At 55.1% G+C, this 25,441-nt stretch carries 20 protein-coding genes; 7 read left to right on the plus strand and 13 right to left on the minus strand.

The annotated features are described in order from the left end of the window. Positions 1-59: 59 nt before the first annotated feature. The 7 genes from alr to Q0O07_RS04650 all read right to left on the minus strand — a co-directional run bounded on the left by alr (position 60) and on the right by Q0O07_RS04650 (position 10,351). Complete coding sequence (alr, locus tag Q0O07_RS04620) at positions 60-1,103, minus strand: alanine racemase (protein WP_295490970.1); 1,044 nt, start codon at positions 1,101-1,103, stop codon at positions 60-62. Between the two features lie 31 nt (positions 1,104-1,134). Beyond that, complete coding sequence (locus tag Q0O07_RS04625; protein WP_295490972.1) at positions 1,135-2,721, minus strand: MFS transporter; 1,587 nt, start codon at positions 2,719-2,721, stop codon at positions 1,135-1,137. Positions 2,722-2,783: 62 nt separating this feature from the next. Further along, complete coding sequence (locus Q0O07_RS04630) at positions 2,784-4,805, minus strand: acetyl/propionyl/methylcrotonyl-CoA carboxylase subunit alpha (RefSeq protein ID WP_295490975.1); 2,022 nt, start codon at positions 4,803-4,805, stop codon at positions 2,784-2,786. 139 nt (positions 4,806-4,944) lie between these two features. Then, entirely contained in the window at positions 4,945-5,955 is a 1,011-nt protein-coding gene (bioB, locus tag Q0O07_RS04635; RefSeq protein WP_295490978.1) for a biotin synthase BioB, read from the minus strand. A 113-nt stretch (positions 5,956-6,068) separates the two neighbouring features. After that, on the minus strand, positions 6,069-8,210 hold the full coding sequence (gene scpA, locus Q0O07_RS04640) for a methylmalonyl-CoA mutase (protein WP_295491170.1): 2,142 nt from the start codon (positions 8,208-8,210) through the stop codon (positions 6,069-6,071). Between the two features lie 161 nt (positions 8,211-8,371). Further along, positions 8,372-8,815 carry a methylmalonyl-CoA epimerase gene (gene mce, locus Q0O07_RS04645; protein ID WP_295490980.1) on the minus strand — a complete coding sequence of 148 codons (444 nt, stop codon included), beginning with the start codon at positions 8,813-8,815 and terminating at the stop codon, positions 8,372-8,374. A gap of 9 nt (positions 8,816-8,824) precedes the next feature. After that, a complete protein-coding gene (locus Q0O07_RS04650) occupies positions 8,825-10,351 on the minus strand; it encodes an acyl-CoA carboxylase subunit beta (protein WP_295490983.1) in 1,527 nt (508 codons plus the stop codon). 144 nt (positions 10,352-10,495) lie between these two features. Between Q0O07_RS04650 and Q0O07_RS04655 the strand changes: the two genes are divergently transcribed. Together Q0O07_RS04655 and Q0O07_RS04660 are read left to right on the plus strand one after the other, a co-directional pair. Then, positions 10,496-11,437, plus strand: coding sequence for a rhodanese-related sulfurtransferase (locus Q0O07_RS04655; protein WP_295490985.1), 942 nt, complete (start codon positions 10,496-10,498; stop codon positions 11,435-11,437). Between the two features lie 216 nt (positions 11,438-11,653). After that, a complete protein-coding gene (locus tag Q0O07_RS04660; RefSeq protein WP_295490987.1) occupies positions 11,654-12,283 on the plus strand; it encodes a glutathione S-transferase in 630 nt (209 codons plus the stop codon). Here Q0O07_RS04660 and gorA read toward each other — a convergent pair whose 3' ends face one another. Continuing rightward, the gene (gene gorA, locus Q0O07_RS04665) at positions 12,284-13,630 is read right to left on the minus strand and encodes a glutathione-disulfide reductase (protein ID WP_295490988.1); all 1,347 of its coding nucleotides are present in this window, start codon (positions 13,628-13,630) and stop codon (positions 12,284-12,286) included. Between the two features lie 95 nt (positions 13,631-13,725). Beyond that, positions 13,726-15,228: a glucose-6-phosphate isomerase gene (gene pgi / locus Q0O07_RS04670; RefSeq protein WP_295490989.1), complete on the minus strand. Its 1,503-nt coding sequence runs from the start codon at positions 15,226-15,228 to the stop codon at positions 13,726-13,728. Positions 15,229-15,348: 120 nt separating this feature from the next. Between pgi and lepB the strand changes: the two genes are divergently transcribed. From lepB to era, 3 genes are read left to right on the plus strand one after another with little or no spacing between them, the layout of a single operon-like run. After that, complete coding sequence (gene lepB / locus Q0O07_RS04675; RefSeq protein WP_295490990.1) at positions 15,349-16,218, plus strand: signal peptidase I; 870 nt, start codon at positions 15,349-15,351, stop codon at positions 16,216-16,218. Continuing rightward, entirely contained in the window at positions 16,215-16,883 is a 669-nt protein-coding gene (gene rnc / locus Q0O07_RS04680; protein ID WP_295490991.1) for a ribonuclease III, read from the plus strand. Before lepB ends, rnc begins: the two co-directional genes overlap by 4 nt. Beyond that, entirely contained in the window at positions 16,880-17,773 is an 894-nt protein-coding gene (era, locus tag Q0O07_RS04685; RefSeq protein ID WP_295490992.1) for a GTPase Era, read from the plus strand. Before rnc ends, era begins: the two co-directional genes overlap by 4 nt. A gap of 60 nt (positions 17,774-17,833) precedes the next feature. On the opposite strand, the gene topA is transcribed toward era, so the two are convergent. The 3 genes from topA to plsY all read right to left on the minus strand — a co-directional run bounded on the left by topA (position 17,834) and on the right by plsY (position 22,177). Beyond that, positions 17,834-20,383 (minus strand): type I DNA topoisomerase, encoded by a 2,550-nt coding sequence (topA, locus tag Q0O07_RS04690; protein ID WP_295490994.1) that lies wholly within the window; start codon positions 20,381-20,383, stop codon positions 17,834-17,836. Between the two features lie 91 nt (positions 20,384-20,474). Further along, entirely contained in the window at positions 20,475-21,569 is a 1,095-nt protein-coding gene (gene dprA, locus Q0O07_RS04695; RefSeq protein ID WP_295491171.1) for a DNA-processing protein DprA, read from the minus strand. 8 nt (positions 21,570-21,577) lie between these two features. Beyond that, complete coding sequence (gene plsY, locus Q0O07_RS04700) at positions 21,578-22,177, minus strand: glycerol-3-phosphate 1-O-acyltransferase PlsY (RefSeq protein WP_295490995.1); 600 nt, start codon at positions 22,175-22,177, stop codon at positions 21,578-21,580. Positions 22,178-22,278: 101 nt separating this feature from the next. Between plsY and murI the strand changes: the two genes are divergently transcribed. Beyond that, a complete protein-coding gene (gene murI, locus Q0O07_RS04705; RefSeq protein WP_295490996.1) occupies positions 22,279-23,082 on the plus strand; it encodes a glutamate racemase in 804 nt (267 codons plus the stop codon). A gap of 123 nt (positions 23,083-23,205) precedes the next feature. Next, a complete protein-coding gene (gene hemA, locus Q0O07_RS04710) occupies positions 23,206-24,432 on the plus strand; it encodes a 5-aminolevulinate synthase (protein ID WP_295490997.1) in 1,227 nt (408 codons plus the stop codon). Here the strand turns inward: hemA and Q0O07_RS04715 are convergent. Beyond that, on the minus strand, positions 24,420-25,406 hold the full coding sequence (locus Q0O07_RS04715; RefSeq protein ID WP_295490998.1) for a threonine/serine dehydratase: 987 nt from the start codon (positions 25,404-25,406) through the stop codon (positions 24,420-24,422). The two genes, hemA and Q0O07_RS04715, sit on opposite strands and share 13 nt — an antisense overlap. Positions 25,407-25,441: the final 35 nt, after the last annotated feature.

The following is a 25,441-nucleotide window of genomic DNA, read 5'->3' on the forward strand; positions in this document are numbered from 1 at the left end:
GGTATCGGCGCGATGCACCAAAAAATAGGGAACATCCGACACGTCAGCTGCCTTAAGCGTCAGCTCCAAATACGCGCGAACCTCGCCCCTAAATTTGTCAGCAGCTCATACTGCGATAGCCCTGTTAGGGCCGCAGCAGTGACAAGGTCATATTCGACATCGACCCATTCGCCTTCACGCAAATCAGGCGCGGCATTGAGATCAAGTGTTACAAGGTCCATCGACACGCGGCCGATAACCGGCAACGCACGTCCATCTGCCCAAGCCATGCCCTTGCTGGAAAATGCGCGCAAATATCCGTCGGCATAGCCAATAGATATCGTGCCCACGCGCGTTTCTGCGCGACAAACATAAGTTGCGTTATACCCGACCGTTGCGCCTGCTGGTGCGACTCGCACCTGCAGAAGCCGCACCGAGAGTCGAACGACCGGTCTGATCCATTCAGCCATTCCCACGCGGGCAATGCCGCCATACAGGCTCAATCCGGGGCGCGTCAGGTCAAAATGATAGTCTGCGCCCAACATGATGCCTGCGCTATTGGCTAAGCTAAACCGCTGTGCGCTGGTTGCGGAAACGGCTTGGCTAAACAGATTAAGCTGCGCACTGTTCTGCGCGACATCGGTGTCCGCCGATGCCAAATGCGACATCAACATATCAACCTCTACACCGTCGAGCGCACCGTCGGCGATGTGCTGCGGTGCAAGGCCCAAGCGGTTAATGCCGCTATCGAACATCACATGGCACCGTCCTGCGCCTGCGTTGCGCCACATCGCAACTTGCTCAGGCGTGTTCAGCACTGGAGTAGCCGCCAACGCCCGCGCGGCGGCAAGATCGGTGTGGGCGATACCATTTAGCACCGATATCCAACTGGGCGGTACTAAGTCGGCAATGGCTTGCGCCTCGCCCCAATGGGCAACGAAAAAGTCGCGGCACCCTGCATCACGCAAACGGGCCACAACCGCACGCGCACCCAAGCCATAAGCATTGGCTTTTACAGCAGCCCCTGCCCGCGCCGCGCCGCTATGTGCATCTAGCGCGCGCCAGTTGGAGACCAGCGCCTCGCCTTCAAGGTGAAGGCGCAAAGGAGGCTCAAAATCAGTCATCGACCGTCTTTTGTCCCTGCTGGACGCGCTGTCAATCCAGCTCCGTTTTTCCGGATGTTTCCGGCAGCCAAATCAACGCTACGATGAATGCCATCGCGGTAACCGCCACTGTATACCAAAGCCCGGAAAAAGGCTGACCAGTTTGGGCAACGATATATTGGGAAATATACGGCAGAAACCCGCCAAAATAACCTGTGCCTATGTGATAGGGTATCGACATGGATGTATAGCGGATTTTGGCTGGGAATAATTCTACAAGGATTGCCGCCACTTGCCCATAAGTCATGCCTGACAATGCCACCATCAAGAACACCGCCAAGATGATTTTCCAAGGTTCACGCTGGGCCGGGTCTGATTTGTCGGGGTAGCCTGCTTTTTCTAGCGCGGTGATATAGGCTTTTTCATCAAAGCCCTTAATATTTGCGTCACCGACGTTCAACGACACGCTATCACTCGCCTGCTTGCTATAGGCTATGCCGCGCTTCGTCAGGAAATTGAGCGCTTGCGCACATTCGCTTTCATGTACGCGGTTGAGTGCGTTAAAATCACATTCCGGCATGGACAAAGTGACAGGGTTACGCTCTGTCGCCCTCGCCAAAGCGGGGTTTGCGGCATCGGCCATCATCCAGAAAATCGGAAACACGCCCACAATGGAAAGCGCATAGCCAAGCAAGAGCAGCCTTTTGCGGCCCCATTTGTCCGACAACCAACCGCAGGCAACATAGGTCGGTGCTGCCAATGCTGCCCCCACCGCCATATATAAAAGCGCATCAGTCTCCGGAACGCGTGCAGTCCCCGTTAGAAAGTATAAAGTGCCGAATTGCGACGTGTAATAAATGACGGTCAATCCGGCAGCGACGCCGAATAATGCGACGAAAATACGCCCCACATTGCCTGGATATTGAAAGCTTTCCAGAAACGGGTTTTTGGATGTTGTGCCAGCTTCCTTCATGGCCTTAAAAACGGGGCTTTCCGACAATTTGACGCGCATATAGAGGGAAATCGCGAGCAGCAAAATTGAGGTCAGGAACGGCACACGCCAGCCCCATGCCTCAAACGCCTCGTTGCTCATGGACTGGCGCGTGATCAGCACGACAATCACGGCGAGCAGAAACCCGCCAGCGACCGATGCCTGAATCCAACTGGTATATTGGCCGCGTTTGCCGTTGGGTGCATGTTCCGCAACATAGATAGCAGCCCCGCCATATTCGCCGCCAAGCGCCAGTCCCTGAAGACAGCGCATAAGCAACAGCGAACCAGCGGCCCATAGCCCAGCGGTTTCAAATGTCGGCAGCAATCCAATCGCTGCGGTCGCAACACCCATGAGGGTTATGGTGACAAGAAACGTATATTTTCGGCCGATTTTATCGCCGAAATAGCCAAATAGAACCGCACCAAATGGTCGCACACCAAAGCCTGCGCCAAAGATTGCAAGCGATGCCAAGGTGGCGGCGGTCGGGTTATCAGCGGGGAAAAACAGCTTTCCGATTAAGGCCGCTAAAATGCCATAGACGAAAAAGTCATACCATTCGAAAACCGTACCCAGCGACGATGCTGTGATAACCAAGCGGTCGCGCTTAGGATCAAGTGCGACTTCAGTTTCGGCGGTACTGGCCATGATATTCCCCTAATAACCCTCTGCGCTTGTTTTAATGCCAATGTTGGCACTTACAAGCAGCTTCACTCCATCTCCAATATCACCGCGTCGACGGCGAGGCTGTCCCCAGCCTGTGCATTGACCAATTTTACCGTTCCCGATTTCTCGGCACGCAAGATGTTTTCCATCTTCATCGCTTCGACCACGGCAAGTGGTTGGCCAGCCTCAACCTTGTCACCGACGCTAACATGCAAATTCGTGAGCAGGCCCGGCATTGGGCAAATCAGAAATTTGGACAAATCTGGCGGGATCTTTTCTATCATATGCGTGGCCAGATGCGCGATGTGGCCCGGCAGAACGCGGGCGACATGGGTTGCACCGCGCGTTGTCAGATGGAATCCAGTTCGCGTTTTACGGATTTTGACCGCGAGTTCCTCTTCCCCAATTTCTGCTTCGATTAAGCGATCTCCGGGGTCATATTCCATCGATAGGTCGAAAGGCACACCATCGACATGGATGTCGCCATCACGCATTTCGATTTCATAGACCGCCTCCCCGATCGTCACTTGCCAGCGGGCTGGCGGATCAAGCGTATCGCCCAACTGGCCATCGACATGCCGCGCACGGTCCGCCTCCGCCGTCGCAACAAAGCCAGCAATTGCGGAGAGTGATTTGACAAGCTCGGGCGTCGATGCTGCGCCTTGGAAACCATCGGGATATTCCTCGGCGATGAAACCAGTCGTGAGTTCGCCTGATCGGAAACGCGGATGTTGCATGATGGCGCTGACGAAATCGATATTGTGGCCAAGGCCCTCAATTTCGAAGCGGTCAAGCGCAGCGATTTGTAGGTCAGCGGCTTCATCCCGCGTTTTGCCCCAGGTAATGAGCTTGGCGATCATGGGATCGTAGAACATCGACACTTCACCGCCATCATAGACGCCGTCATCTACGCGGATACCCTCAACACCGCGACGACCGTTGGCATCTGCGTCCTCGGTCCAACCCGTCACGGGCGGACGATAGCGCGTCAAGCGTCCCGTGCTCGGCAAAAACCCGCGATAAGGGTCTTCGGCATAGACGCGGTTTTCAATGGCCCAACCGTCGATTTTGATATCGTCTTGCGTCATGGCCAGCTTCTCACCTGCGGCGACGCGGATCATCTGTTCGACCAAATCAATGCCGGTGATGCATTCGGTTACGGGATGTTCCACCTGCAACCGCGTGTTCATTTCAAGGAAATAGAAGCTCTCGCCGCTCGGGTCCGCACCTGATACGATCAATTCGACCGTTCCGGCGGAATAATAGCCGACCGCACGGGACAAGGCCACGCACTGCTCACCCATAGCTTTGCGCATTTTCGGCGTGACGAAGGGCGATGGCGCTTCCTCAACAACCTTTTGATGTCGCCGCTGGATCGAACATTCGCGTTCGTTCAGATATAAAATATTGCCATGTTGGTCGCCCAATATCTGAATTTCGATATGGCGCGGGTTGAGGATGAATTTCTCGATAAAGACGCGGTCGTCGCCGAACGAGTTTAACCCTTCGCGCTTCGTCGCCTCAAAGCCTTCACGGACATCCTGCTCATTATAGGCAAGCCGCATCCCCTTACCGCCGCCGCCCGCAGACGCCTTCATCATAACGGGATAGCCGATTTCTGCCGAAATCCGCACCGCATGTTCCGTGTCGTCAATCTCACCAACAAAGCCGGGGACGACATTGACGCCCGCCGCCAACGCCAGCTTTTTGGACTCGATCTTGTCGCCCATCGCGGCAATCGCGTTTACAGGCGGGCCGATAAAGGCGATGTTTTCCTTGGCCAAGGCTTGCGCAAAGCTGGTGCGTTCGGACAGGAAGCCATAGCCCGGATGTACAGCTTCGGCGCCTGTTTGCTTACACGCGGCGATGATCTTATCCGCAATCAAATAAGACTGCGCAGCAGGCGAAGGCCCGATATGCACCGCCTCATCGGCCATTTGCACGAATGGCGCACGCGCATCGGCATCGGAATAGACCGCGACGGTCGCGATCCCCATCCGGCGTGCGGTTTTGATGATCCGGCAAGCAATTTCGCCACGGTTTGCGATTAGGATTTTTTTGAACATATAACTCCCCCAAAGCCGTCACCCTGAACTTGGTTCAGGGTCCATGGTGCCACGCACACCGACAGTTGTTGCTGAAAAATGGATGCTTGAACGTCAGTCACCGCAGGTGAAACGAGTTCGGCATGCCGAGAATTTAAACTCACTCCGCCGCCTCCAACGCCTTACACGCACGCAGCGGCTCCTCCGACTCCATCGGGCGCAAACCCAACTTCGACAGCAAAGCCGCGTCCTTGTCGTCGCCTGCATTGGCCGCCGTCAGCAATTTGTCACCCGTAAAAATACTGTTCGCACCCGCCATGAAGCACAAAGCTTGCGTCGCTTCTGACATGCTCTCGCGGCCTGCACTTAACCGTACCATGCTCATTGGCATGGTGATCCGCGCCACCGCAATCGTGCGGACAAATTCGATATCGTCAATCTTGGCCAATGGTGTATCGGCGAGCATATCGCCCAGCACCGTGCCCTTCACGGGAACCAACGCGTTTACGGGAACGCTTTCTGGATGCTGTGGCAGGGTCGCCAGCGTGTGGATGAAGCCCACCCGGTCGGCGCGGGTTTCGCCCATGCCGACAATTCCGCCGCTGCATACGTTGATGCCTGCACGGCGCACCTCGGACAGCGTGTCGAGCCGGTCGTCCATCGTGCGCGTGGTAATGATCTCATTATACCGCTCTGGTGAAGTATCGATATTGTGATTGTAATAATCCAAGCCAGCGTCGGCTAGCATGTCCGCTTGGGCGGGCGTCAACATGCCCAATGTCATGCAGGTTTCCATACCCATGGCGCGCACGCCCTGAACGATCTGCACAATCGCGGGCATGTCGCGGTCTTTCGGGTTGCGCCACGCTGCGCCCATGCAGAATCGGCGAGAGCCAGCATCTGCGGCCTCAGCCGCCTTTTGCAACACGGCCTGCACATCCATCAACTTCGTTGCCGCAACGCCGCTGTCGGCTTTGACAGATTGCGAACAATAGCCGCAATCTTCGGGGCAACCACCGGTTTTGATGGACAGCAATGTGCAAAGCTGTATCTGCCCCGCCGCATGATGCGCGCGGTGCACGGTCTGCGCTTGAAATAGCAGTTCGTCGAACGGCAGATCAAACACAGCAGCGATCTCGGCGCGGGTCCAGTCGGTGCGTTGATTAGACATAATTTCCCTTATCATTAACGTCACCCTGAACTTGTTTCAGGGTCTTACTTGGGTGCCAACACCGCAAAAAGTAAGATACTGAAACAAGTTCAGTATGACGGTGGTATTTAACATTATGTTGCATCGTTCAACGGCGGCATATTGTGCCCTAATAATGTCAAAACATCGGCTGCACATTCAACGACATTGCTGCCGGGGCCGTAAATGCCCTGCACCCCTGCTTCCCGCAGAAAATCATAATCCTGTGGGGGAATAACGCCGCCGGCGATAACCTTGATGTCGCCGCGTCCTGCCGCGCGCAAACCTTTTACCAATTCGGGGATCAACGTCTTGTGTCCGGCGGCAAGGCTGGATGCGCCTACGGCATCAACATCATGCTGTAGCGCGAGGACAACGGTTTCTTCGGGCGTTTGGAACAATGGTCCGCTGATAACGTCAAAGCCCATATCGGAGAAAGCCGAAGCGATGACATTGGCGCCGCGATCATGCCCGTCCTGGCCCATTTTTGCGACCAAAAGCTTGGGCTTGCGACCTAAGCGGCGGCCAACGGACTCGACGCCATCCACTACTTGCGCCCAGCGTTTGTCGAATTCATGGGCGCTGCCATAAATGCCTTGAACGGGAACCGGCGTCGTTGCGTAGCGGCCAAACACAGCCTCCATCGCGTCGGAAATTTCGCCCAATGTGGCGCGGACGCGGGCGGCTTCGACGGCAAGCGCCAAAAGATTTGCGCCACCTTTCGCGCCCTCGGTCAGCGCCGTCAAAGCCGCCTGGCATGCGGCTTCATCGCGTGCGGAACGGGTGGCGGCAAGGCGGGCAATCTGCCCTTGGCGAACGAAGTCATTGTCGACTTCCAACGTGTCGAGTTGGTCTTCAGTGGCGAGCTTATATTTGTTGACGCCGACGATAACATCTTCGCCTTTGTCCACACGCGCTTGCCGGGCGGCGGCAGCTTCTTCAATAAGGCGCTTTGGCATGCCCGATGCCACCGCCTTCGTCATGCCGCCTAGTGCGTCGACTTCGCCGATAATTGTCCACGCTTGCTCAACCAATTCAGCGGTCAACGCCTCCACATAATAAGAACCGCCCAAAGGATCGACGACCTTGGTAATGCCGCTTTCTTCAGCCAACACAATCTGTGTGTTGCGGGCGATGCGCGCCGAAAAATCGGTTGGCAGCGCAATGGCTTCATCCAGCGCATTGGTGTGCAACGACTGCGTCCCACCTAAGGTCGCGGCCATCGCCTCAATCGTCGTACGGATGACGTTGTTATAAGGATCCTGCTCTTGCAACGACACGCCAGACGTCTGGCAATGGGTGCGCAACATTTTGGAGCGTTCATCCTGTGCGCCAAGTTCATCCATGACGCGGTGCCACAAGGTGCGCGCGGCGCGCAGCTTTGACACTTCCATGAAGAAGTTCATGCCAATGCCAAAGAAGAAAGACAGGCGCCCCGCAAACGCATCAATGTCCAAGCCAGAGGCAATAGCGCGCTGCACATATTCCTTGCCATCGGCAATGGTGAAGGCAAGCTCCTGCACCGCAGTTGCGCCCGCCTCATGCATATGATAGCCGGATATCGAAATACTATTGAATTTCGGCATGTTAGCGGACGTATATGCGATGATATCTGAAACAATTCGCATCGATGGTTCGGGCGGATAAATATAGGTATTCCGGACCATGAATTCTTTGAGGATGTCGTTCTGGATCGTCCCGTCCAGTTGCGCTTGGGCAACGCCTTGTTCCTCACCCGCCACAATGAAAAACGCAAGGATGGGGATGACTGCGCCGTTCATCGTCATCGATACCGACATTTGATCGAGCGGAATCCCGTCGAACAGGATTTTCATATCCTCAACGCTATCAATCGCAACGCCAGCCTTGCCGACATCGCCGACAACGCGCGGATGGTCGCTGTCATAGCCACGGTGGGTGGCAAGATCGAAGGCGACCGAAAGGCCCTTTTGTCCAGCGGCGAGATTGCGGCGGTAAAATGCGTTGGATTCCTCAGCGGTCGAGAAACCCGCATATTGGCGGATCGTCCATGGGCGGCCCGCATACATGGATGCGCGCACACCACGCGTAAATGGCGCAAAACCGGGAAGGCCGGGGTCGGCTGAATCGTCGGCTGTATAAAGCGGCTTTACAGCAATGCCCTCTGGCGTGTGCCAAGTCAGGTCCTTGCCCTTAACCTCTTTGTCCGCCGCTTTTTTCCACTGGTCGATATTTGTCATTTTGTTCCAAACTTTTATTTCGTCATCCCGAACTTGTTTCGGGATAACGCACCATCGCCCTGCGTTATCCTGAAACGAGTTCAGGATGACGAATTTTTGTGGGTTTTTGCCCACCCCGTTGCGACTAGCGAACAAGCTCGCAAGTCTCACCACCCCTCCCGCCTGCGGGAGTGGTGCAATTAATGCCCGTCTTGCGCAGACACCTCCATAATCTCAGTCAAAACACCTTGCATATCCTTGGGATGCACAAAGAATATCAACGTCCCATGCGCGCCAATCCGTGGCTCGCCAAGCACGCGTTTGCCCATTGCCTCAAATTCCGCCTTTGCAGCATGGATATCAGGCACTTCGTAACAGACATGATGCTGTCCACCCGCCGGGTTCTTTTCAAGGAACGCCGCGATTGAGGCATTGCCGGGGAGCGGTTCGATCAACTCGATCTGCGTCCCGTTCATCGCACCTTCTGCGCCGGGCGTATCGACAAAGCACACCTTCACCCCCTGATCAGGCAGGTCGAAAGGATCATGAATTGTCGTCGCGCCCATCACATCGCGGTAAAAGATAATGCTGTCCGCGATGGAAGGCGTTGCAACGCCGATATGGTTGAGACGGCCGAGTTTCATTTTATATCCTCACAACGGAATATTATCATGCTTCTTCCAAGGGTTCTCCAACGCCTTGTTCCGCAATTTCCGTAAGCCCAAGGCAATCCGCTTCCGCGTGGAATGCGGGTAGATCACCTCGTCGATGAAACCTTTGCTTGCCGCCACAAAAGGATTTGCGAAGCGGTCTTCATATTCTGCGGTTTTCACCGCTTGCTCTTCGGTCGATAGCCCGCGGAAGATGATCTCCACCGCGCCCTTCGCGCCCATCACCGCGATTTCGGCGGTTGGCCAAGCGTAATTGAGGTCGCCGCGCAAATGCTTGGACGCCATCACGTCATAGGCGCCGCCATAGGCCTTGCGCGTGATGATGGTGATTTTGGGCACGGTCGCCTCGGCATAAGCGAACAGCAATTTTGCCCCATGCTTGATGATGCCGCCATATTCCTGCGCGGTGCCGGGCAAAAATCCGGGGACATCGACAAAGGTGATGATCGGAATGTCAAACGCATCGCAAAAGCGCACAAAGCGCGCGGCTTTTTTGGAGCTGTTAATGTCGAGCACGCCGGCCAGCACCATCGGCTGATTGGCAACGATGCCCACCGTGCGGCCCTCAATCCGGCCAAAGCCGATGATGATATTCGCCGCATGGCTGGGCTGAACCTCAAAAAAGTCCGCCTCATCAACCGTTTTACGGATCAGCTCATGCATATCATAAGGCTGGTTCGCGCTGGGCGGGATCAGCGTGTCGAGGCTAAGTTCCATCCGGTCCCATGGGTCTTGCGTCGGACGCTCTGGCACGCCCGCGCGGTTATTCTCGGGCAGATAGTCAAAGAAATCGCGGACTGACAGCAATGCATCGATATCATTTTCGAACGCATTATCCGCCACGCCCGACTTGGTTGTATGCGAAATCGCGCCCCCTAGCTCCTCTTGCGTGACGACTTCATTGGTCACCGTCTTCACAACATCGGGACCCGTGACGAACATGTAAGACGAATCCTTCACCATGAAGATGAAGTCGGTGATTGCGGGCGAATATACCGCGCCGCCCGCACATGGGCCCATGATCAGCGAAATCTGCGGCACGACGCCACTGGCCAAGACATTGCGTTGAAACACCTCGGCATAGCCGCCAAGGCTGGCCACGCCCTCTTGAATACGCGCGCCGCCGCTGTCGTTCAGGCCGATGACCGGCGCGCCGACTTTCATGGCATTGTCCATGACCTTGCAAATCTTCATGGCGTGCGCTTCGGATAATGAGCCACCGAATACCGTAAAATCCTGACTATAGACATAGACTAGGCGGCCATTGATCGTGCCGCTACCCGTGACTACGCCGTCACCCGGTATCTTTTGTTCCGCCATGCCGAAATCGGTGCAATTATGCGTGACATAGGCATCGAGTTCTTCGAAGCTGCCTTCATCCAGTAAGATATCCAGACGTTCGCGCGCGGTCAGGCGGCCCTTGGCGTGCTGCGCATCAATACGCTTTTGCCCACCCCCCAATTTCGACGCCGCGCGGCGTGCTTCCAGTTCAGCGATATTGGCCGACATGGCATTCCCCATAAGCAGTTTTGATGACCAAAGCCTTGGCATCCTGTGGCGGCAATTGCAAATTAATCGTGCGATTAAATTCTGTTTAACCCGCCATAGATTGGAGGCTGCAAAAATTACAAAAGCGCGTTATAGGGCGGCGTCATGGACGAAGATCACCCTATTAAAGTTGCAGCACTGTATCGTTTTGTCGCATTTGGTGCGCCGGAAGAACTGCAACCATATATTCAGGCGCAATGCGCGGCGGGCGGCATCAAGGGTACGATATTGCTGGCGCATGAAGGCATAAACGGAACGGTGGCTGGAAACCCATCCAACATCGACGCTTTAATATCGTTTTTGCGCGATATTCCAGGTTGCGCCGAACTGGATGTGAAATATTCCTTTGCCAAGGAAATGCCTTTTTACCGGATGAAAGTGCGCCTGAAAAAAGAGATTGTTACCCTCGGCGTCGAGGGCATCGACCCAAGAAGGGAGGTGGGCACTTATGTGCAGCCAGAGGATTGGAATGCACTGATTTCTGATCCCGCCACTGTGTTGATCGATACCCGAAATGATTATGAAGTGGCGATTGGTACGTTTGAGGGGGCGGTTGACCCACAAACCAAGTCTTTTAGCGAATTTCCAGACTGGTTTCGCGCGCATCGTGCAGAACTGGCGGCAGGCAAAACAAAGTTCGCGATGTTCTGCACCGGCGGGATCCGCTGCGAAAAATCAACGGCATTTTTGAAGGCCGAAGGCATAGACGAGGTCTATCATCTCGAAGGCGGCATATTGCGGTATCTGGAGAATATTCCAGAAGGACACAGCAAATGGCAGGGTGAATGTTTCGTGTTCGACGAACGCGTGTCGGTGAAGCATGGTCTGGAGCTTGGCGAGATGGAGCTGTGCCACGCGTGCCGCCGCCCGATTTCGCAAGCAGACAAGGCATCGGCCCATTTTATCGAAGGCGTGTCCTGCCCTGCTTGCTATGCTGAACGCACCGACGATGACCGCGCGCGCTTCGCCGAACGGCAAAAGCAGATTGCCTTAGCCAAAAAGCGCGGCAAGCAGCATATTGGCGTCAATCCGCGTGATGATGTTTAGTTTTGGCTTTAACGGAGCCTTGACCACGTTCAAACCGAACGGAGGGGAACTGTGCAACTTGGTTTGCCTTTCCGATCGGCATTTTCTGCGCCTCTGCGTGAGTCCATTTTTGCAGGCAGAGGCGCAGAGGACGCCGAGTATATCCAAGATAATGAAACCCGCTTGTGACGAGCAAAGACAGAACACCTGTCGGCCCCACTTATTCCCTGAGCTAACATGACAGCCCTGCCCATCCTCTACAGTTTCCGGCGCTGCCCTTATGCCATGCGCGCACGCATGGCCGTTGTGGTTAGCGGCGTGCACGTGGAACTACGCGAGGTCATTTTGCGCGCCAAGCCACCTGAAATGCTGGCGGCATCCCCCAAGGGCACCGTCCCTGTCTTATTGCTGCCCGATGGCAGGGTGTTAGAGGAAAGCCTCGATATCATGCGCTGGGCGCTCGCACAAAGCGATCCGATGGGCTGGCTAACCCATGATGACCAAAATCTTATCTTGGCCACTGACGGGCCGTTTAAGATAGCCTTGGACCATTATAAATATCCGCATCGTTATGATCTGACCGATGGCACTGTGCATCGCGATGCCGCTTTGGCGCATCTTGGCGACCTGAACGACCGATTGGCGACCGCGCCTTATCTCAGCGGCGCACGGCCCGCCTTTACCGATATCGCCTTATTCCCCTTTGTGCGGCAATTTGCCGCAACCGATGCTGAATGGTTTGCGGCTCTGCCCCTCCCCGCGCTGCAAAGCTGGCTAACCGCGCTTGTCGGCAGTGACCTGTTTGTTCAGATCATGACCCGCTACCCAGCGTGGAAAGCCGGCGATCCGCCCGTTCACTTTCCCTGATTATTTCATCAAAACCAATTCTTCGGACATGCTCGGGTGCAAGGCGACGGTATCGTCAAAATCTTGCTTGCTTAGCCCTGCCTTAACCGCAATCGCCGCCGCCTGAAGAATTTCGCCGCTGTCCGGGCCGATCAGGTGAAGGCCAACAACCCGCTCGTCCGGGCCCGCCACGACCATTTTGTATAAGGCCCGCTCGTTCCGGTCGGCCAACACGTTTTTCATCGCGCGAAAATCGCTTTTGTACACCTTCACGTCACTATACTGCGCTCGGGCCTCCGCCTCGGTCATACCCACGCTGGCAATGGGCGGATTACTGAAGACTGCTGTTGGAATGCAGTCATAATTCACCGTGCGTGGATTGTTGCCGAACACGCTGTCGGCAAAGGCATGGCCTTCACGAATGGCAATTGGCGTCAGTTGCACGCGGTTGGTAACGTCGCCAACCGCATAGATGCTTGGAATATTGCTGCGGCTGTCGTCGCTGACCTGCACCGAGCCGTCTTTACCGAGGTCCACGCCGACCTCCTCTAAGCCAAGTCCGACGGTGTGCGGGGTGCGGCCAATGGCCCATAACAGCAAATCGGTCTCGATGACCTCTCCATTGTCGCCCGCAATCAAAAGCGTGCCGTCATCCTGCTTTACCACCGATTTGATGCCGAAGTGGAAATGGATATCGATACCTTTTTGGCGACTTAAATCGACCAAGCGATCGACAATCTCGTCATCATAGCCGCGCAATATGCGGTCGCCATGTGTGACAAGTTTCACATCCACGCCCAATTCGTTAAAAATACCTGCAAATTCATTTGCGATATAGCCGCCACCCGCAATCACGGCGCGCTTGGGCAGCGTGGGCAAGCTAAAAACTTCGTTTGATGTGATCCCATGGCCTGCGCCCGGAATTTCAGGGACAGACGGCCAAGCGCCGGTGGCAATCAAGATATGCGCCGCCTTAATGTCCCGCCCGCCGGACAGCCGAACATTATTGGGTCCAGTCACTGTCGCGCGTTCACGGAAAACCTCAACCTTGTTATTGCCAAGCGTCTGGCCATATAGCCCCTCCAAGCGGTTAACCTCGGCAGCGACATTGTCGCGCAGGACGCTCCAATCAAATGTCGCGCCTTCGGTGTTCCAGCCAAAACGTTGTGCGTCATGCAAATCTTCGGCGAAATGCGATCCGTAGACCAACAACTTCTTCGGCACACAGCCGCGGATGACACAGGTGCCGCCGACGCGATGCTCTTCCGCCACAGCGACGCGCGCACCGTGCGATGCCGCAATTCGTGCGGCACGGACGCCGCCCGAGCCTGCGCCGATGACGAAGAGGTCAAAGTCAAAATCAGCCATAACATGTTCTTTCCTATGCCCCCCGATATGGGGACATGTTCATAGTTTTACCAACGTGAATAATCGCGCTGTGTTATCGAACAAATTCCTACAGCTCAGATATCGCCAAACGCCGCCTCAAACAGGGCGGTTGTTGATGGGTCAAAGCCCTTTGCGTCATTGTCACTTATGCTTTTTGCGATTTGCTTGCCCAGCTCAACGCCAAATTGGTCGAACGGGTTAATGCCTAACAAAACTGCGTTCACGAACGTCCGATGTTCGTAAAAGGCAATCAACGCACCGACCGTCGATGGTGTGATGTCATCCAACAATATCGTCGTCGATGGGCGGTTGCCGACATAATTACGCGCAAGGTCATCGGACTTTTGCCCTGCCATCAATGCCGCGCCTTGGGCAAAGCAATTGACCAGCAAGGTTTCATGATGCGCGGTATCGAAATCATGCCCCGGTATTTTACTGGCAATGAATTCGACGGGTATCAGATGCGTGCCCTGATGCAGCAATTGGAACACGGCATGCTGCGCATCGGTCCCCACACCGCCCCATGTCACAGGCGCGCTGTGCCGTCCAAGCGGTGCACCTACGGCGGTCACGGACTTACCGTTTGATTCCATTTCCAACTGCTGAAGATAATCGGGCAGCAGCCGCAGACGTTCGTCATAGGCAAATACCGCGCGCATCTGACACGCCTTGGTCTGAGCATAATACAGATCCGCAAATGCCGACAATGTCGGGGCGTTCTCCATAATGGGTGCATTACGGAAATGCGCATCCATGGCGGCGGCGCCATCCAGCATTTCCTGATACACCGCCCAACCAAGGCCAAGCGCAACGGGGAACCCGATCGAGCACCACATGGAATAGCGCCCCCCCACGGTCTCGTTGAACGGTAAGATGCGGCTTTCGTCGACACCCCATTCGATAGCTTTTTCGGGATAAGCCGTCAGCGCCACAAGCTGGGCATAGGGGTCAGCCACGCCGCCGTCGCGCATCCATTCCATCGCGCTGGTGGCGTTGATCAATGTTTCGGTTGTGGTAAAAGTTTTGGACGCGACAGCAACAATCGTCTTGTGCGGATCCATGTCCTTCACCGCCTCGGCCAGCGCCGCACCGTCAATATTGGAGACGACTTTCACGTCATAACGTGCGCCGTCGCGTCCAAGCGCGTCGATCAGCAATTTGGGACCAAGCGCAGACCCGCCAATGCCGATATGCAATATGTGACGTATTTCGCCCATCAGGCCTGCGTCAATGGCCTCAACCAAGCCGCGCATGCGTTGCTGAAGCGCACGGGCAGAAGCAACGGATTCGGGATCACCCATACCGCGTTCGGCAAGATGCTCCGCGGCGCGCCCTTCGGTCACATTGATTGCGGCACCCGAAAACAAAGCGGCTTTAGCCGCATCAAGCTGCATATCTTCCGCAAGCTTGGCAAACTGCCCCAACGTGCTTTCGTCCAGATGCGTCTTCGACAAGTCAAACCGCAACCCCGCTTGCTCGACCGTCATTTTGGATACACGATTTACGTCCGACGCGAACAAATCATTAAGGAATTGGGGTTGATGCTGTTCGAGCGCAGTCCATCGATTATCGGTCATTTTTATCTCTTCATTATTGGCGTCGCAACGCAGAGTGAATCTCGGCGCTGGCAAATAACGCGCCATCACGGTAAAAGGCTAGCCAATACGTCATTCGACGACAATATTTTGCGAGATTTTGTGACTTCACATACTGAAAAGCCGGACGATTTACCTGTAACTGCGCCTGCTCCGTCAGAATGGCGCGAATATGGCAGCTTCTTGTTGAAACTTGCCTTGTTCGTTTTCATCTTGCGCAGTTTCATCGTTTCGCCCTTCAACATTCCGTCGGAATCGATGCAGCCACGCTTGCTCATTGGCGATTATCTGCTGGTGGCGAAATGGCCCTATGGCTATTCCAATAACAGCCTCCCTTTTGCATTACCGATTATCCCAGGACGGATTTTCGCAAGCCAACCGGCCCGCGGCGATGTTGTGGTTTTCAAGGCCCCGATGTCGAACGGAACGGATTATATCAAGCGCGTCATTGGTCTACCGGGTGACGTCATTCAGATGCGCGAGGGTATCCTTGAAATTAATGGCGTTGCGGTCAAGAAGCAGCGGATTGCTGACCTCGTCATCCCAGTCACGCAAAATATGCGCGATACAGCTGAGCTTGACCGCAACCCATTCCCTTGCTGGCGTCCCGATATGGAAGAACCAGCAGCCAATGGGGGCACGCAATGCCGCTATCCGCGCTTTCGCGAAACATTACCGGAAGGCAGAAGCTACGAAATCTTGGATCTTGCGAACGGTCTAGAGGGCGACAATACGCAAGCATTCGTTGTTGGCGAAGGCGATATGTTCCTCATGGGCGATAATCGCGATCGCAGCGCCGATAGCAGATGGTCCCCCATCGATAAGCCCGGAGCGATTGGCATGGTACCGCAAGAAAATCTTGTGGGCCGTGCTTTGGTGTCTGTGTTCTCCACAGATGGATCGTCGCATTGGTTGCTGCCATGGACTTGGTTTACCGCCACGCGCGCGGAACGCATTGGACAAGGATTTTGAACAGCGACGAACAAGAGGCCTGGCTGTCGGAATTGCTCCCTAAGCCGCCAAAGGATAAGACACTTTACCAGCGCGCACTCACGCATGGCAGTACCGGACAACCAGATTATCAACGGCTCGAATTTCTCGGCGACCGCATCTTGGGTCTCATAATCGCCGACATGCTCTATCACCGATATCAGGATGAAGCTGAGGGTCGCCTGTCGCACCGGCTAAATGCGCTTGTTTCGGGCGTGACCTGCGCCGATATCGCGCGGCAAATTGGTCTTCCGTTGTATGTCCGGCTTGGCAAGCAAGCCCGTGATGATGGTGCCCAACAAAGCGATAATGTCTTAGGGGACATCATGGAGGCCATTATTGGCGCTGTGTATCTCGACCATGGTCTACTCGTAGCCCGCGATCTTGTAGAACGGCTCTGGAGGCCACTTCTTGAAACGGCAAATGGCGCCCCAAAACATCCTAAATCCGAATTGCAAGAATGGTGCGCCGCCCATGGTCGTAAAGTTCCAGAATATGTCATTACCAAAAAAGAAGGCCCTCCCCACGCCATGAGATTTGAAATCACCGTCACCGTAAAAGGCTTTGCGCCGATCACGGCCACCGCCAACAGCAAACAGGCCGCCGAAACCAGCGCAGCGCTTGCATTTTTGGAAGCAAACGCATGACAAAAAAATGCGGACATGTCGCCATTATTGGTGCGCCAAATGCGGGCAAGTCAACCTTAGTCAATGCTCTGGTCGGTCAGAAGGTCGCCATCGTTAGCCCTAAGGCGCAAACCACGCGCACACGCATGTTGGGCGTCGCCTTGGCCGGCGAAACCCAGATCATTCTTGTCGACACGCCAGGTATTTTCGCGGCGCAACGCAGGTTTGACCGCGCCATGGTAGCGGCAGCTTGGGACGGTGCGGGCGATGCCGACATGATCGCATTGATCGTCGACGGCCGCGCAGGCGCAGGACCAAAGGTTGAGAAGATCCTTGAAGGATTAAAAGATCGCCCTGAACGCAAATGGCTTGTGCTCAACAAGGTTGATATTGCGGCCAAGGACAAATTGTTGGCCTTGACCACGAAACTGACTGACAAATGCGCGTTTGAGCAAATTTATTATATCAGCGCGGCAACGGGCGACGGTTTAGAGGAATTCAAAACGGCGCTTGCTGACAATATGCCAGAAGGCGAATGGCATTTCCCGGAGGATCAGGTGTCCGATGCAACCGAGCGCCTGATCGCGTCGGAAATAACACGCGAGCAACTCTATCTGCAGCTGCATGAGGAGCTTCCCTATGCCAGCGCCGTCGAGACCGAAAAATATAGCGAACGCGAAGATGGCTCACTAGAAATCCACCAGCAGATCTTAGTAGCGCGGCCGACCCAGCGCGCCATTGTTTTAGGCAAAGGCGGCGCGCGGATTAAGGCCATTGGAGAGGCGGCGCGACTTGAACTGGCCAAGCTCATGGGTGTTAAGGTCCATCTCTATTTGCATGTGAAAGTGCATGCTAAATGGGACGAGGACCGCAGCCTGTATCGGGATATCGGGCTTGAGTGGGTGGAGTGACGCAGCTCGGTTAATCACCAGACCACGTCGCCCCAGCGCAGGCCGGGGCGACGGTTGGGTTTATTTGGTTGTTTTCGTCTTTGCTTTCGCCGCAGGCTTGGCCTTCACAGCAGCCTTCGTCTTGGGCGCGGCCTTTTTCTTAACCTTGCCCTTGGACGGCATCGCGGCGCGCGCATCAATCAACTGTGCCGCTTCCTCAAGGGTAAGCTCGCTAGGCGAGATGGACTTGGGCACTGTCGCATTAGTGGTACCGTCAGTGACATAAGGGCCAAAGCGCCCCTCCATCAGCCTAATCTCGGCATCTGTGCGTGGATGCTTGCCAAATTCCTTAAGCGGCGCGCGCGCGGCACCGCGGCCACGACCCGGGTTAGCCAAGGCCTCCGCCAACTTCACTACGGCGCTGTTCATGCCGGTTTCGAACACCTCAGTCGTCGACTGCAACCGCGCATATTTCGCATTATGCGCCAGATATGGACCATAACGCCCAATGCTTGCCGTAACTGGTTCGCCGCTTTCGGGATGTATCCCGACGGAGCGTGGAAGCGACAGCAGCTTCACCGCCCATACTAGTCCAATGTCCTCCGCCGGAATATCCTTGGGGATAGAGGCACGTTTGACGTCAGCGCCTTCGCCCATTTCGAAATATGGACCAAAACGTCCCGTTTTCCGGCTGACTTCTAGTTGCGTTTCGGGATGCTGGCCAAGCACTTCTGGACCAGTATCCTCCCCACTCTCGCCGCCGGGTTGCGCAAACTTCCGCGTATATTTGCAATCCGGATAATTTGAGCACGCCACAAAAGCGCCGAACTTTCCGCCGCGCAGGGCAAGCCTGCCCTCACCGCATTTCGGGCATAAACGCGGATCGGTGCCGTCTTCGCGTTCCGGAAACAAATAAGGCGACAGGAATATATCAAGCTCTGCAGTTACCTCAGACGGCTTCTGCTCCATGACTTCAACCGTTTTCGGCTTAAAGTCGCGCCAGAACGCCTCCAGAAAAGACTGCCAATCGGCGCGGCCGCCGCTGATTTCGTCTAACTGATCTTCAAGGCCAGCAGTATAATCATAGGCGACATAACGTTCGAAAAAACGCTCTAGAAATGCTGTAAGAAGTCGCCCCGATTCCTCTGCAAAGAAACGATTTTTTTCTACGCGCACATATGCGCGATCTTTCAAAACCTGAATGGTCGATGCGTAGGTCGATGGACGACCAATACCCAATTCTTCCAGACGCTTGACCAAAGTCGCTTCCGAAAAACGTGGAGGTGGTTGCGTAAAATGCTGGGTCTTTTCGGCAGCGTGCTTGGCTGGCGTGTCGCCAACGGTCATGGCTGGCAAGATTGCGCCATCTTCGCTGTCGCTATCATCCAAGCCTTCCTCATATACGGCGAGAAATCCCGGGAACTTCATAACTTGCCCGGTGGCGCGTAAGCCAGTCTGTCCGGTACCGTCGAGCAGATCGATGGTTGTACGTTCCATGCGGGCCGATGCCATCTGGCTAGCCATCGCGCGTTTGAAGATCAGGTCATATAAACGGCCATGGTCGCCTGAGCCTGCTTTGTCCTTGCCAAAATCGGTTGGACGTATCGCCTCATGCGCTTCTTGAGCGTTCTTTGCCTTGCTCTGATAAACGCGCGGCTTCTCCGGCAAATAGCCACTGTCAAACCGATCCGAAATGGATTTGCGCGCGGCGGAAATAGCGCTGTGGTCCATTTGCACGCCATCGGTTCGCATATAGGTTATCGCGCCATCCTCATACAGACCCTGCGCAATACGCATGGTGTGGCTGGCGGAAAAACCCAGCTTACGCGCGGCTTCCTGTTGCAAGGTCGATGTTGTAAAGGGTGGCTGCGGATTGCGGGTTACCGGCTTTGTTTCGACAGTTTCGACCGTAAATTTGCCCGACTCAACCGCAAGGCGCGCTTGCTCCGCATCCGCCTCGGTCTTTAGGTCCATCTTGTCGAGTTTCTTGCCCAGATATTGGATCAAACGGGCATCAAATTTTTGGCCCTTATGTTCCATTCCGGCCTTCACCGACCAATATTCCTGCGCACGAAACGCTTCGATCTCACGTTCGCGTTCGACAATGAGGCGCAACGCAACAGACTGCACACGACCAGCGGATTTTGCGCCAGGAAGTTTGCGCCACAACACGGGTGATAGCGTAAATCCAACAAGATAATCCAACGCACGCCGAGCCCGGTAGGCGTCAATCAGGTCGATATCCAACGCGCGCGGTTGTTTCATCGCGTCGGTTACGGCCTGCTTCGTTATGGCGTTGAACGTCACGCGACCAACCTTGGCAGGCAGCACCTTTTTCTTCGCAAGCACTTCTTGCACATGCCAGCTAATCGCTTCCCCTTCGCGGTCAGGGTCGGTCGCAAGGATCAGGCTATCCGCTTTTCTAGCTTCGTCAGTGATCGCCTTCAGCTGCTTTGCCTTATCTGCATAATTGTCCCACAACATTTCAAAGCCATTATCGGGGTCAACCGAACCATCCTTGGGCGGTAAATCCCGAATGTGACCATAAGAAGCCAGCACCTTGAATCCAGGCCCCAGATATTTCTCGATTGTCTTGGCTTTTGCAGGAGATTCTACGATTACTAATTGCATGATATTTTGTGCTTTTCTAAAATGTCTCGCGTACGCGTATAGGCTGATGGGGTAAGGTAGGCCTCGTCAAGGCGAAAAATGCGGCTGTATTTTATGTCGCCAAGCGGACTTTCCCACCTGCCCCACGTTCGAGTTTTCCGGCCAGCTCGAATTCAAGCAACACCAGCTGGACAGTCGATGGACTGCTGCCGGATTGCCGCACCAATTCATCAACCGAGACATAGGTCATACCCATTAGGTCAACAACCGCGCTGCGCTCCAAATGGCTTCCATCATCGTTGACTGCGGTAAAGGACGGTTTGAATTCACTTACAGGCGCAAGCATGCGATTGTCTAAGGGGGAAATAAGCTCCGCAATTTCCGATGCGTTCTGTACCAAAGTTGCGCCTTCACGAATAAGCTGGTTGCAGCCCCGCGAGCGCGGATCCAGTGGTGAGCCGGGAATAGCCATAACCTCACGGCCGGCCTCCGCCGCAAGCCGCGCCGTGATCAGCGACCCCGACTTAGGCGCAGCCTCAATCACCACCGTACCAGCCGAAACGCCGGCGATAATGCGGTTGCGATAGGGAAAGTGCCGCGCCCGCGGCTCTGTGCCTGGAGATTGTTCTGCAATCAAAAGCCCGCGCTCGGATATTGCGTTCTGAAGCGCTCGGTTTTCGGGCGGATAGACCACGTCAATACCGCCAGCGATAACAGCGACTGTTCCGCTTTCAATAGAACCAACATGGGTGGCGGTATCAATGCCCCGCGCCAGACCCGACACAACGGACAATCCCATTTGGACGAGTTCAAAAGCCAACTGCCGCGCAAATTGACAGGCACCTGCCGATGCATTGCGCGCACCGACAAGTGCCACCGCAGGACGCGCCAATAACCCAAGATTGCCCTTTACGCAGATGACGGGCGGCGCATTGTCCATGTGGGGCAGCAAATAAGGATAGTCCACATCATCCATGAAAACATGACGTGCGCCATAGGCCTCAACAAACTGGATCTCCTGCGCAATGGCGGCCTCATTGGCGAGCAACGCTTGCTTTCCGCCGCCGCGACGTACGAGATCAGGTAAGGCTTCGAGCGCCGCCCGCGCGCTACCGAAACGCGCCATAAGCTGCCGATAACTGACAGGACCGATATTGGGGGAACGGATCAGGCGAAGCTGATCAAATTGCACTTGGCTGTTCCCCATCGCCACGATCAGCTTTTGCTTTTGCCAATGCGCGGTTCAGTGCCATCCATGAGATTATTGATATTGGCCCGATGTTTCCAAAAGACGATCAATGTGCAGGCGGTGAGCAACGCAACCAGTTCATAATGACCGAAAACGGCTGCAGCGACGGGGGCAGAAACGGCGGCTACCAAACCAGCCAGCGACGATATCCGTGAAATCAACAAGACGCCAATCCAAGCGGCCGCATACACCAAGCCGCCCTGCCAAAACAAACCAAACAAGATGCCCGCATAAGTTGCTACGCCCTTGCCGCCCTTGAACCGGAGCCAAACGGGGAAAAGATGACCGAAAAATGCGCCCGCTGCCGCAAGAATTTCGCTACCGGGGAAATAGCTGGTAGCCAGCCATACCGCAAACAATCCTTTCAGCAGATCAAGCAGCAATGTGAGCGCAGCAAGCCCTTTGCGTCCGGTCCGCAATACATTGGTCGCGCCAATATTACCTGACCCAATGGACCTTATGTCGCCGCCACCAGAAAAACGTGTGAGCAACAGGCCGAAGGGGATGGAGCCAAGCGCATAACCAAGCAAAAGGCTCGCAAATATGTTGAACCAAAGATCACTCACCGCACGAATCCCCCTATATTTCAATATTGTGTAGCTGTTTTGTTCCGCACGCTCAAGGTCGTCGCCTTGCCAGCTCGGCCACTGACGTTTATCGCCGTGTCATGACGATTGTTCCAGATGTCGCACCTTTATTATTTTTCGATTCCGGCATTGGTGGCCTTTCGGTTTTAAGGGCGGTGCAGGCAGCCTTGCCACGCGCGCCCATCGTTTTTGCTGCCGATTATGCGGGCTTACCTTATGGAATAAAGACTGAAGAGGAGATTTCGGCAAGGGTGCCCGCCTTACTTGGCCGGTTGGTTGAGCGTTATCAACCGCGCCTTGTCATCATTGCCTGTAATACCGCCTGCACTATCGCTCTGAACCATGTACGCGCTGCTTTGAATGTTCCCGTGGTCGGCACTGTTCCTGCGATCAAGCCTGCTGCCGAGGCGACTGAAACTGGCGTCATTGGACTATTGGGCACGGCTGCAACTATTCGGCAGGTCTATGTCGACGCGCTTCACGCCGATCATGCACCGCATATGCGTTTGTTGCGCCATGCCGCGCCTGAACTTGTGCGTGCGGCGGAAGCAAAAATGCGCGGCGAAGTTGTTGACCCGGCAATCTATGCCAAGGCGATGGCGGGCTTGATGGATCAACCCTTTGGCGAACGCCTTGATGTAACTGTGCTGGGCTGCACGCATTTTCCTCTTGTAGAAGAGGACTTATTGGTTGCGGCCCCGCATGTGCGGTTTGTCGATGGCGCTGCAGGCATCGCCCGCCGCATCTGCCATTTGACCAAGGATCAAAGCTGGCCGGAAAAGACAATCGACGGTATATTCGTGACGACGGGAGAGGTCAGCGCACTGAGATCGCTGCTTCCGGCGTTATTTTCTTTGGGTATAACGCAGATCCAATCACTGTAAGCGATAATATCGCAATAGCGGAACCAGAATGGCGCTTATTGCAAGTCGTTCGCGCTGGATTTTTGCATTACCCGCGTTTATTGGACTCTGATGTGCTGCAATAGCGGTTTCAACCCGGGGTTAATGTCCGTGAATTATAACGCTGTTTTCGAAAAAGCGATTGACCGGCTTCACGCCGAGGGACGCTATCGTGTATTCATCGATATCCTTCGGAATAAGGGTAGCTATCCCAACGCACGCTGCTTCGCTGGACATAATGGCCCCAAGGACATCACTGTGTGGTGCTCAAACGACTATCTTTGCATGGGGCAACATCCTGACGTCATAAGCGCAATGGAAAACGCTTTGCATGATGTGGGCGCCGGTTCCGGTGGAACGCGCAACATTGGCGGCAATACCCATTATCATGTCGAGCTTGAGCAGGAACTCGCTGACTTGCATGGCAAGGATGGCGCGTTGATATTCACGTCGGGCTATGTTTCAAACGACGCAACCTTGTCGACGCTCGCCAAGGTGCTGCCGGGCTGCATCATTTATTCGGATGAATTGAACCACGCATCGATGATCGCCGGCATCCGCAACGCAGGCTGCGAAAAGCGCGTTTGGCGGCATAATGACCTCGCGCATCTTGAAGAATTACTCGCAGCGGATGATCCAGAGGCACCGAAGCTGATTGCCTTTGAAAGCGTCTATTCGATGGACGGAGACGTTGCACCTATTGGCGCGGTCTGCGATCTTGCCGACAAATATAACGCCCTCACCTATTGTGACGAAGTGCACGCCGTGGGCATGTATGGCCAACGCGGTGGCGGCATTTCAGAACGTGATGCCGTGGCCGACCGCGTGACGATTATCGAAGGCACGCTTGGCAAGGCATTTGGCGTTATGGGCGGTTATATCGCTGCGGACCAGAATATCATTGATGTGATCCGTTCTTATGCACCGGGCTTTATCTTCACCACGTCCTTGTCACCCGTGTTGGTCGCAGGCGTATTGGCCGCTGTGCGCCATTTGAAGGCATCAAGCGTGGAGCGTGAGGCGCAGCAAGCCAATGCGGCTATGTTGAAAAATCTTTTTGCCAATGCGGGTTTGCCCGTGATGTTAAGCAACACGCATATCGTCCCGCTGATGGTCGGTGACCCCGTGAAAGCGAAAAAGGTGAGCGACATATTGCTTGCCGAATATGGCGTATATGTGCAGCCGATCAATTACCCCACTGTGCCACGTGGCACGGAACGGTTGCGCTTTACGCCAGGCCCTCAGCATAATGAATCTATGATGCGGGATTTGACGGCGGCGTTGGTCGAAATCTGGGGCCGGATGGAAATGCCGGTCGCTCAAGCGGCCTGAGCAAGCAATTTCACGAACAGTTCCCGATCAACGTTTCCGCCTGACAAGGTTACGGCGGTAACCGCCTTTGGATGAATTTTACCAGCAAGCACAGCCGCCAGAGCAACCGCGCCACCTGGTTCCACAACGAGGTGCAGCTTTTCAAACACTACGCGCATCGCGGTCGCCACTTCGTCGGTCGAGACCCAAACACCTTGAGACACACGGCGGCGCAAAATCTCAAAATTCACAGGATAGGTTTGCGGCGTCTGCAATGCGTCACAATAAGTAGGGTAAGCAAGGTCATTGACAGGCAAAATTTCACCCGCATCAAGCGAACGAATGATATCATCCCAGCCTTCAGGCTCAACAATGGCGATTTCGGCGTCCGGACATGCCAGCGCAAGGCCGGATGCCAAGCCACCTCCGCCGCAACAGGACACAATCATATCCGGCCCAGACAAGCCAAAACCCCTAAGCTGTTGGGTGATTTCGATGCCTGCCGTCCCCTGCCCTTCGATGACCCACGGGTCACCAAATGCATGCACCAACTTCGCGCCACTTATGGCAATCAAACCAGCAGCGACCTCTTCACGTGATTCGGTGGCGCGGTCGTAGAGCACCACGTCTGCGCCCAAAGCCTTTGTCGTTTCCAATTTCATGCGCGGCGCATTCGAAGGCATGACGATAGTTGCAGCTATTCCAAGCTTCTTCGCCGCCCAAGCGACGCCTTGCGCATGGTTCCCGCTGGATACGCCCACAACACCCCGTGCGCGTTCTTCCTCGTTCAGGTCGGACAGGCGATGCCACGCGCCCCGTATCTTGAAAGCACCAACCGGCTGAAGCATTTCAGCCTTGCACCAGATGGTTACACCGTCCACCTCAAGCGGTAGCAACGGTGTTTGTGGCAAGATATCGGCAATTTTGGCCATCGCCCGCAGCACGCCTTCATGCGTTGGTGTTTTGTGGGCCGCAGCCAATTCTTGTCCTGACATAAAAGGCCCCTATATGCGTGCGCTGAACGAATCTC

The sequence above is a fragment of the Sphingorhabdus sp. EL138 genome (assembly GCF_945890115.1).
Classification (GTDB): domain Bacteria; phylum Pseudomonadota; class Alphaproteobacteria; order Sphingomonadales; family Sphingomonadaceae; genus Sphingorhabdus_B.

Coding starts and splice junctions, on each gene's coding strand:
- Q0O07_RS04625 (WP_295490972.1), bottom strand. CDS start 2,721: ATGGCCAGTACCGCCGAAACTGAAGTCGCACTTGATCCTAAGCGCGAC.
- pgi (WP_295490989.1), bottom strand. CDS start 15,228: ATGACCGATAATCGATGGACTGCGCTCGAACAGCATCAACCCCAATTC.
- mce (WP_295490980.1), bottom strand. CDS start 8,815: ATGAAACTCGGCCGTCTCAACCATATCGGCGTTGCAACGCCTTCCATC.
- topA (WP_295490994.1), bottom strand. CDS start 20,383: ATGCAATTAGTAATCGTAGAATCTCCTGCAAAAGCCAAGACAATCGAG.
- alr (WP_295490970.1), bottom strand. CDS start 1,103: ATGACTGATTTTGAGCCTCCTTTGCGCCTTCACCTTGAAGGCGAGGCG.
- Q0O07_RS04655 (WP_295490985.1), top strand. CDS start 10,496: ATGGACGAAGATCACCCTATTAAAGTTGCAGCACTGTATCGTTTTGTC.
- Q0O07_RS04715 (WP_295490998.1), bottom strand. CDS start 25,406: ATGTCAGGACAAGAATTGGCTGCGGCCCACAAAACACCAACGCATGAA.
- dprA (WP_295491171.1), bottom strand. CDS start 21,569: ATGGGGAACAGCCAAGTGCAATTTGATCAGCTTCGCCTGATCCGTTCC.
- hemA (WP_295490997.1), top strand. CDS start 23,206: ATGTCCGTGAATTATAACGCTGTTTTCGAAAAAGCGATTGACCGGCTT.
- Q0O07_RS04630 (WP_295490975.1), bottom strand. CDS start 4,805: ATGTTCAAAAAAATCCTAATCGCAAACCGTGGCGAAATTGCTTGCCGG.
- era (WP_295490992.1), top strand. CDS start 16,880: ATGACAAAAAAATGCGGACATGTCGCCATTATTGGTGCGCCAAATGCG.
- gorA (WP_295490988.1), bottom strand. CDS start 13,630: ATGGCTGATTTTGACTTTGACCTCTTCGTCATCGGCGCAGGCTCGGGC.
- murI (WP_295490996.1), top strand. CDS start 22,279: ATGACGATTGTTCCAGATGTCGCACCTTTATTATTTTTCGATTCCGGC.
- Q0O07_RS04660 (WP_295490987.1), top strand. CDS start 11,654: ATGACAGCCCTGCCCATCCTCTACAGTTTCCGGCGCTGCCCTTATGCC.
- Q0O07_RS04650 (WP_295490983.1), bottom strand. CDS start 10,351: ATGTCGGCCAATATCGCTGAACTGGAAGCACGCCGCGCGGCGTCGAAA.
- bioB (WP_295490978.1), bottom strand. CDS start 5,955: ATGTCTAATCAACGCACCGACTGGACCCGCGCCGAGATCGCTGCTGTG.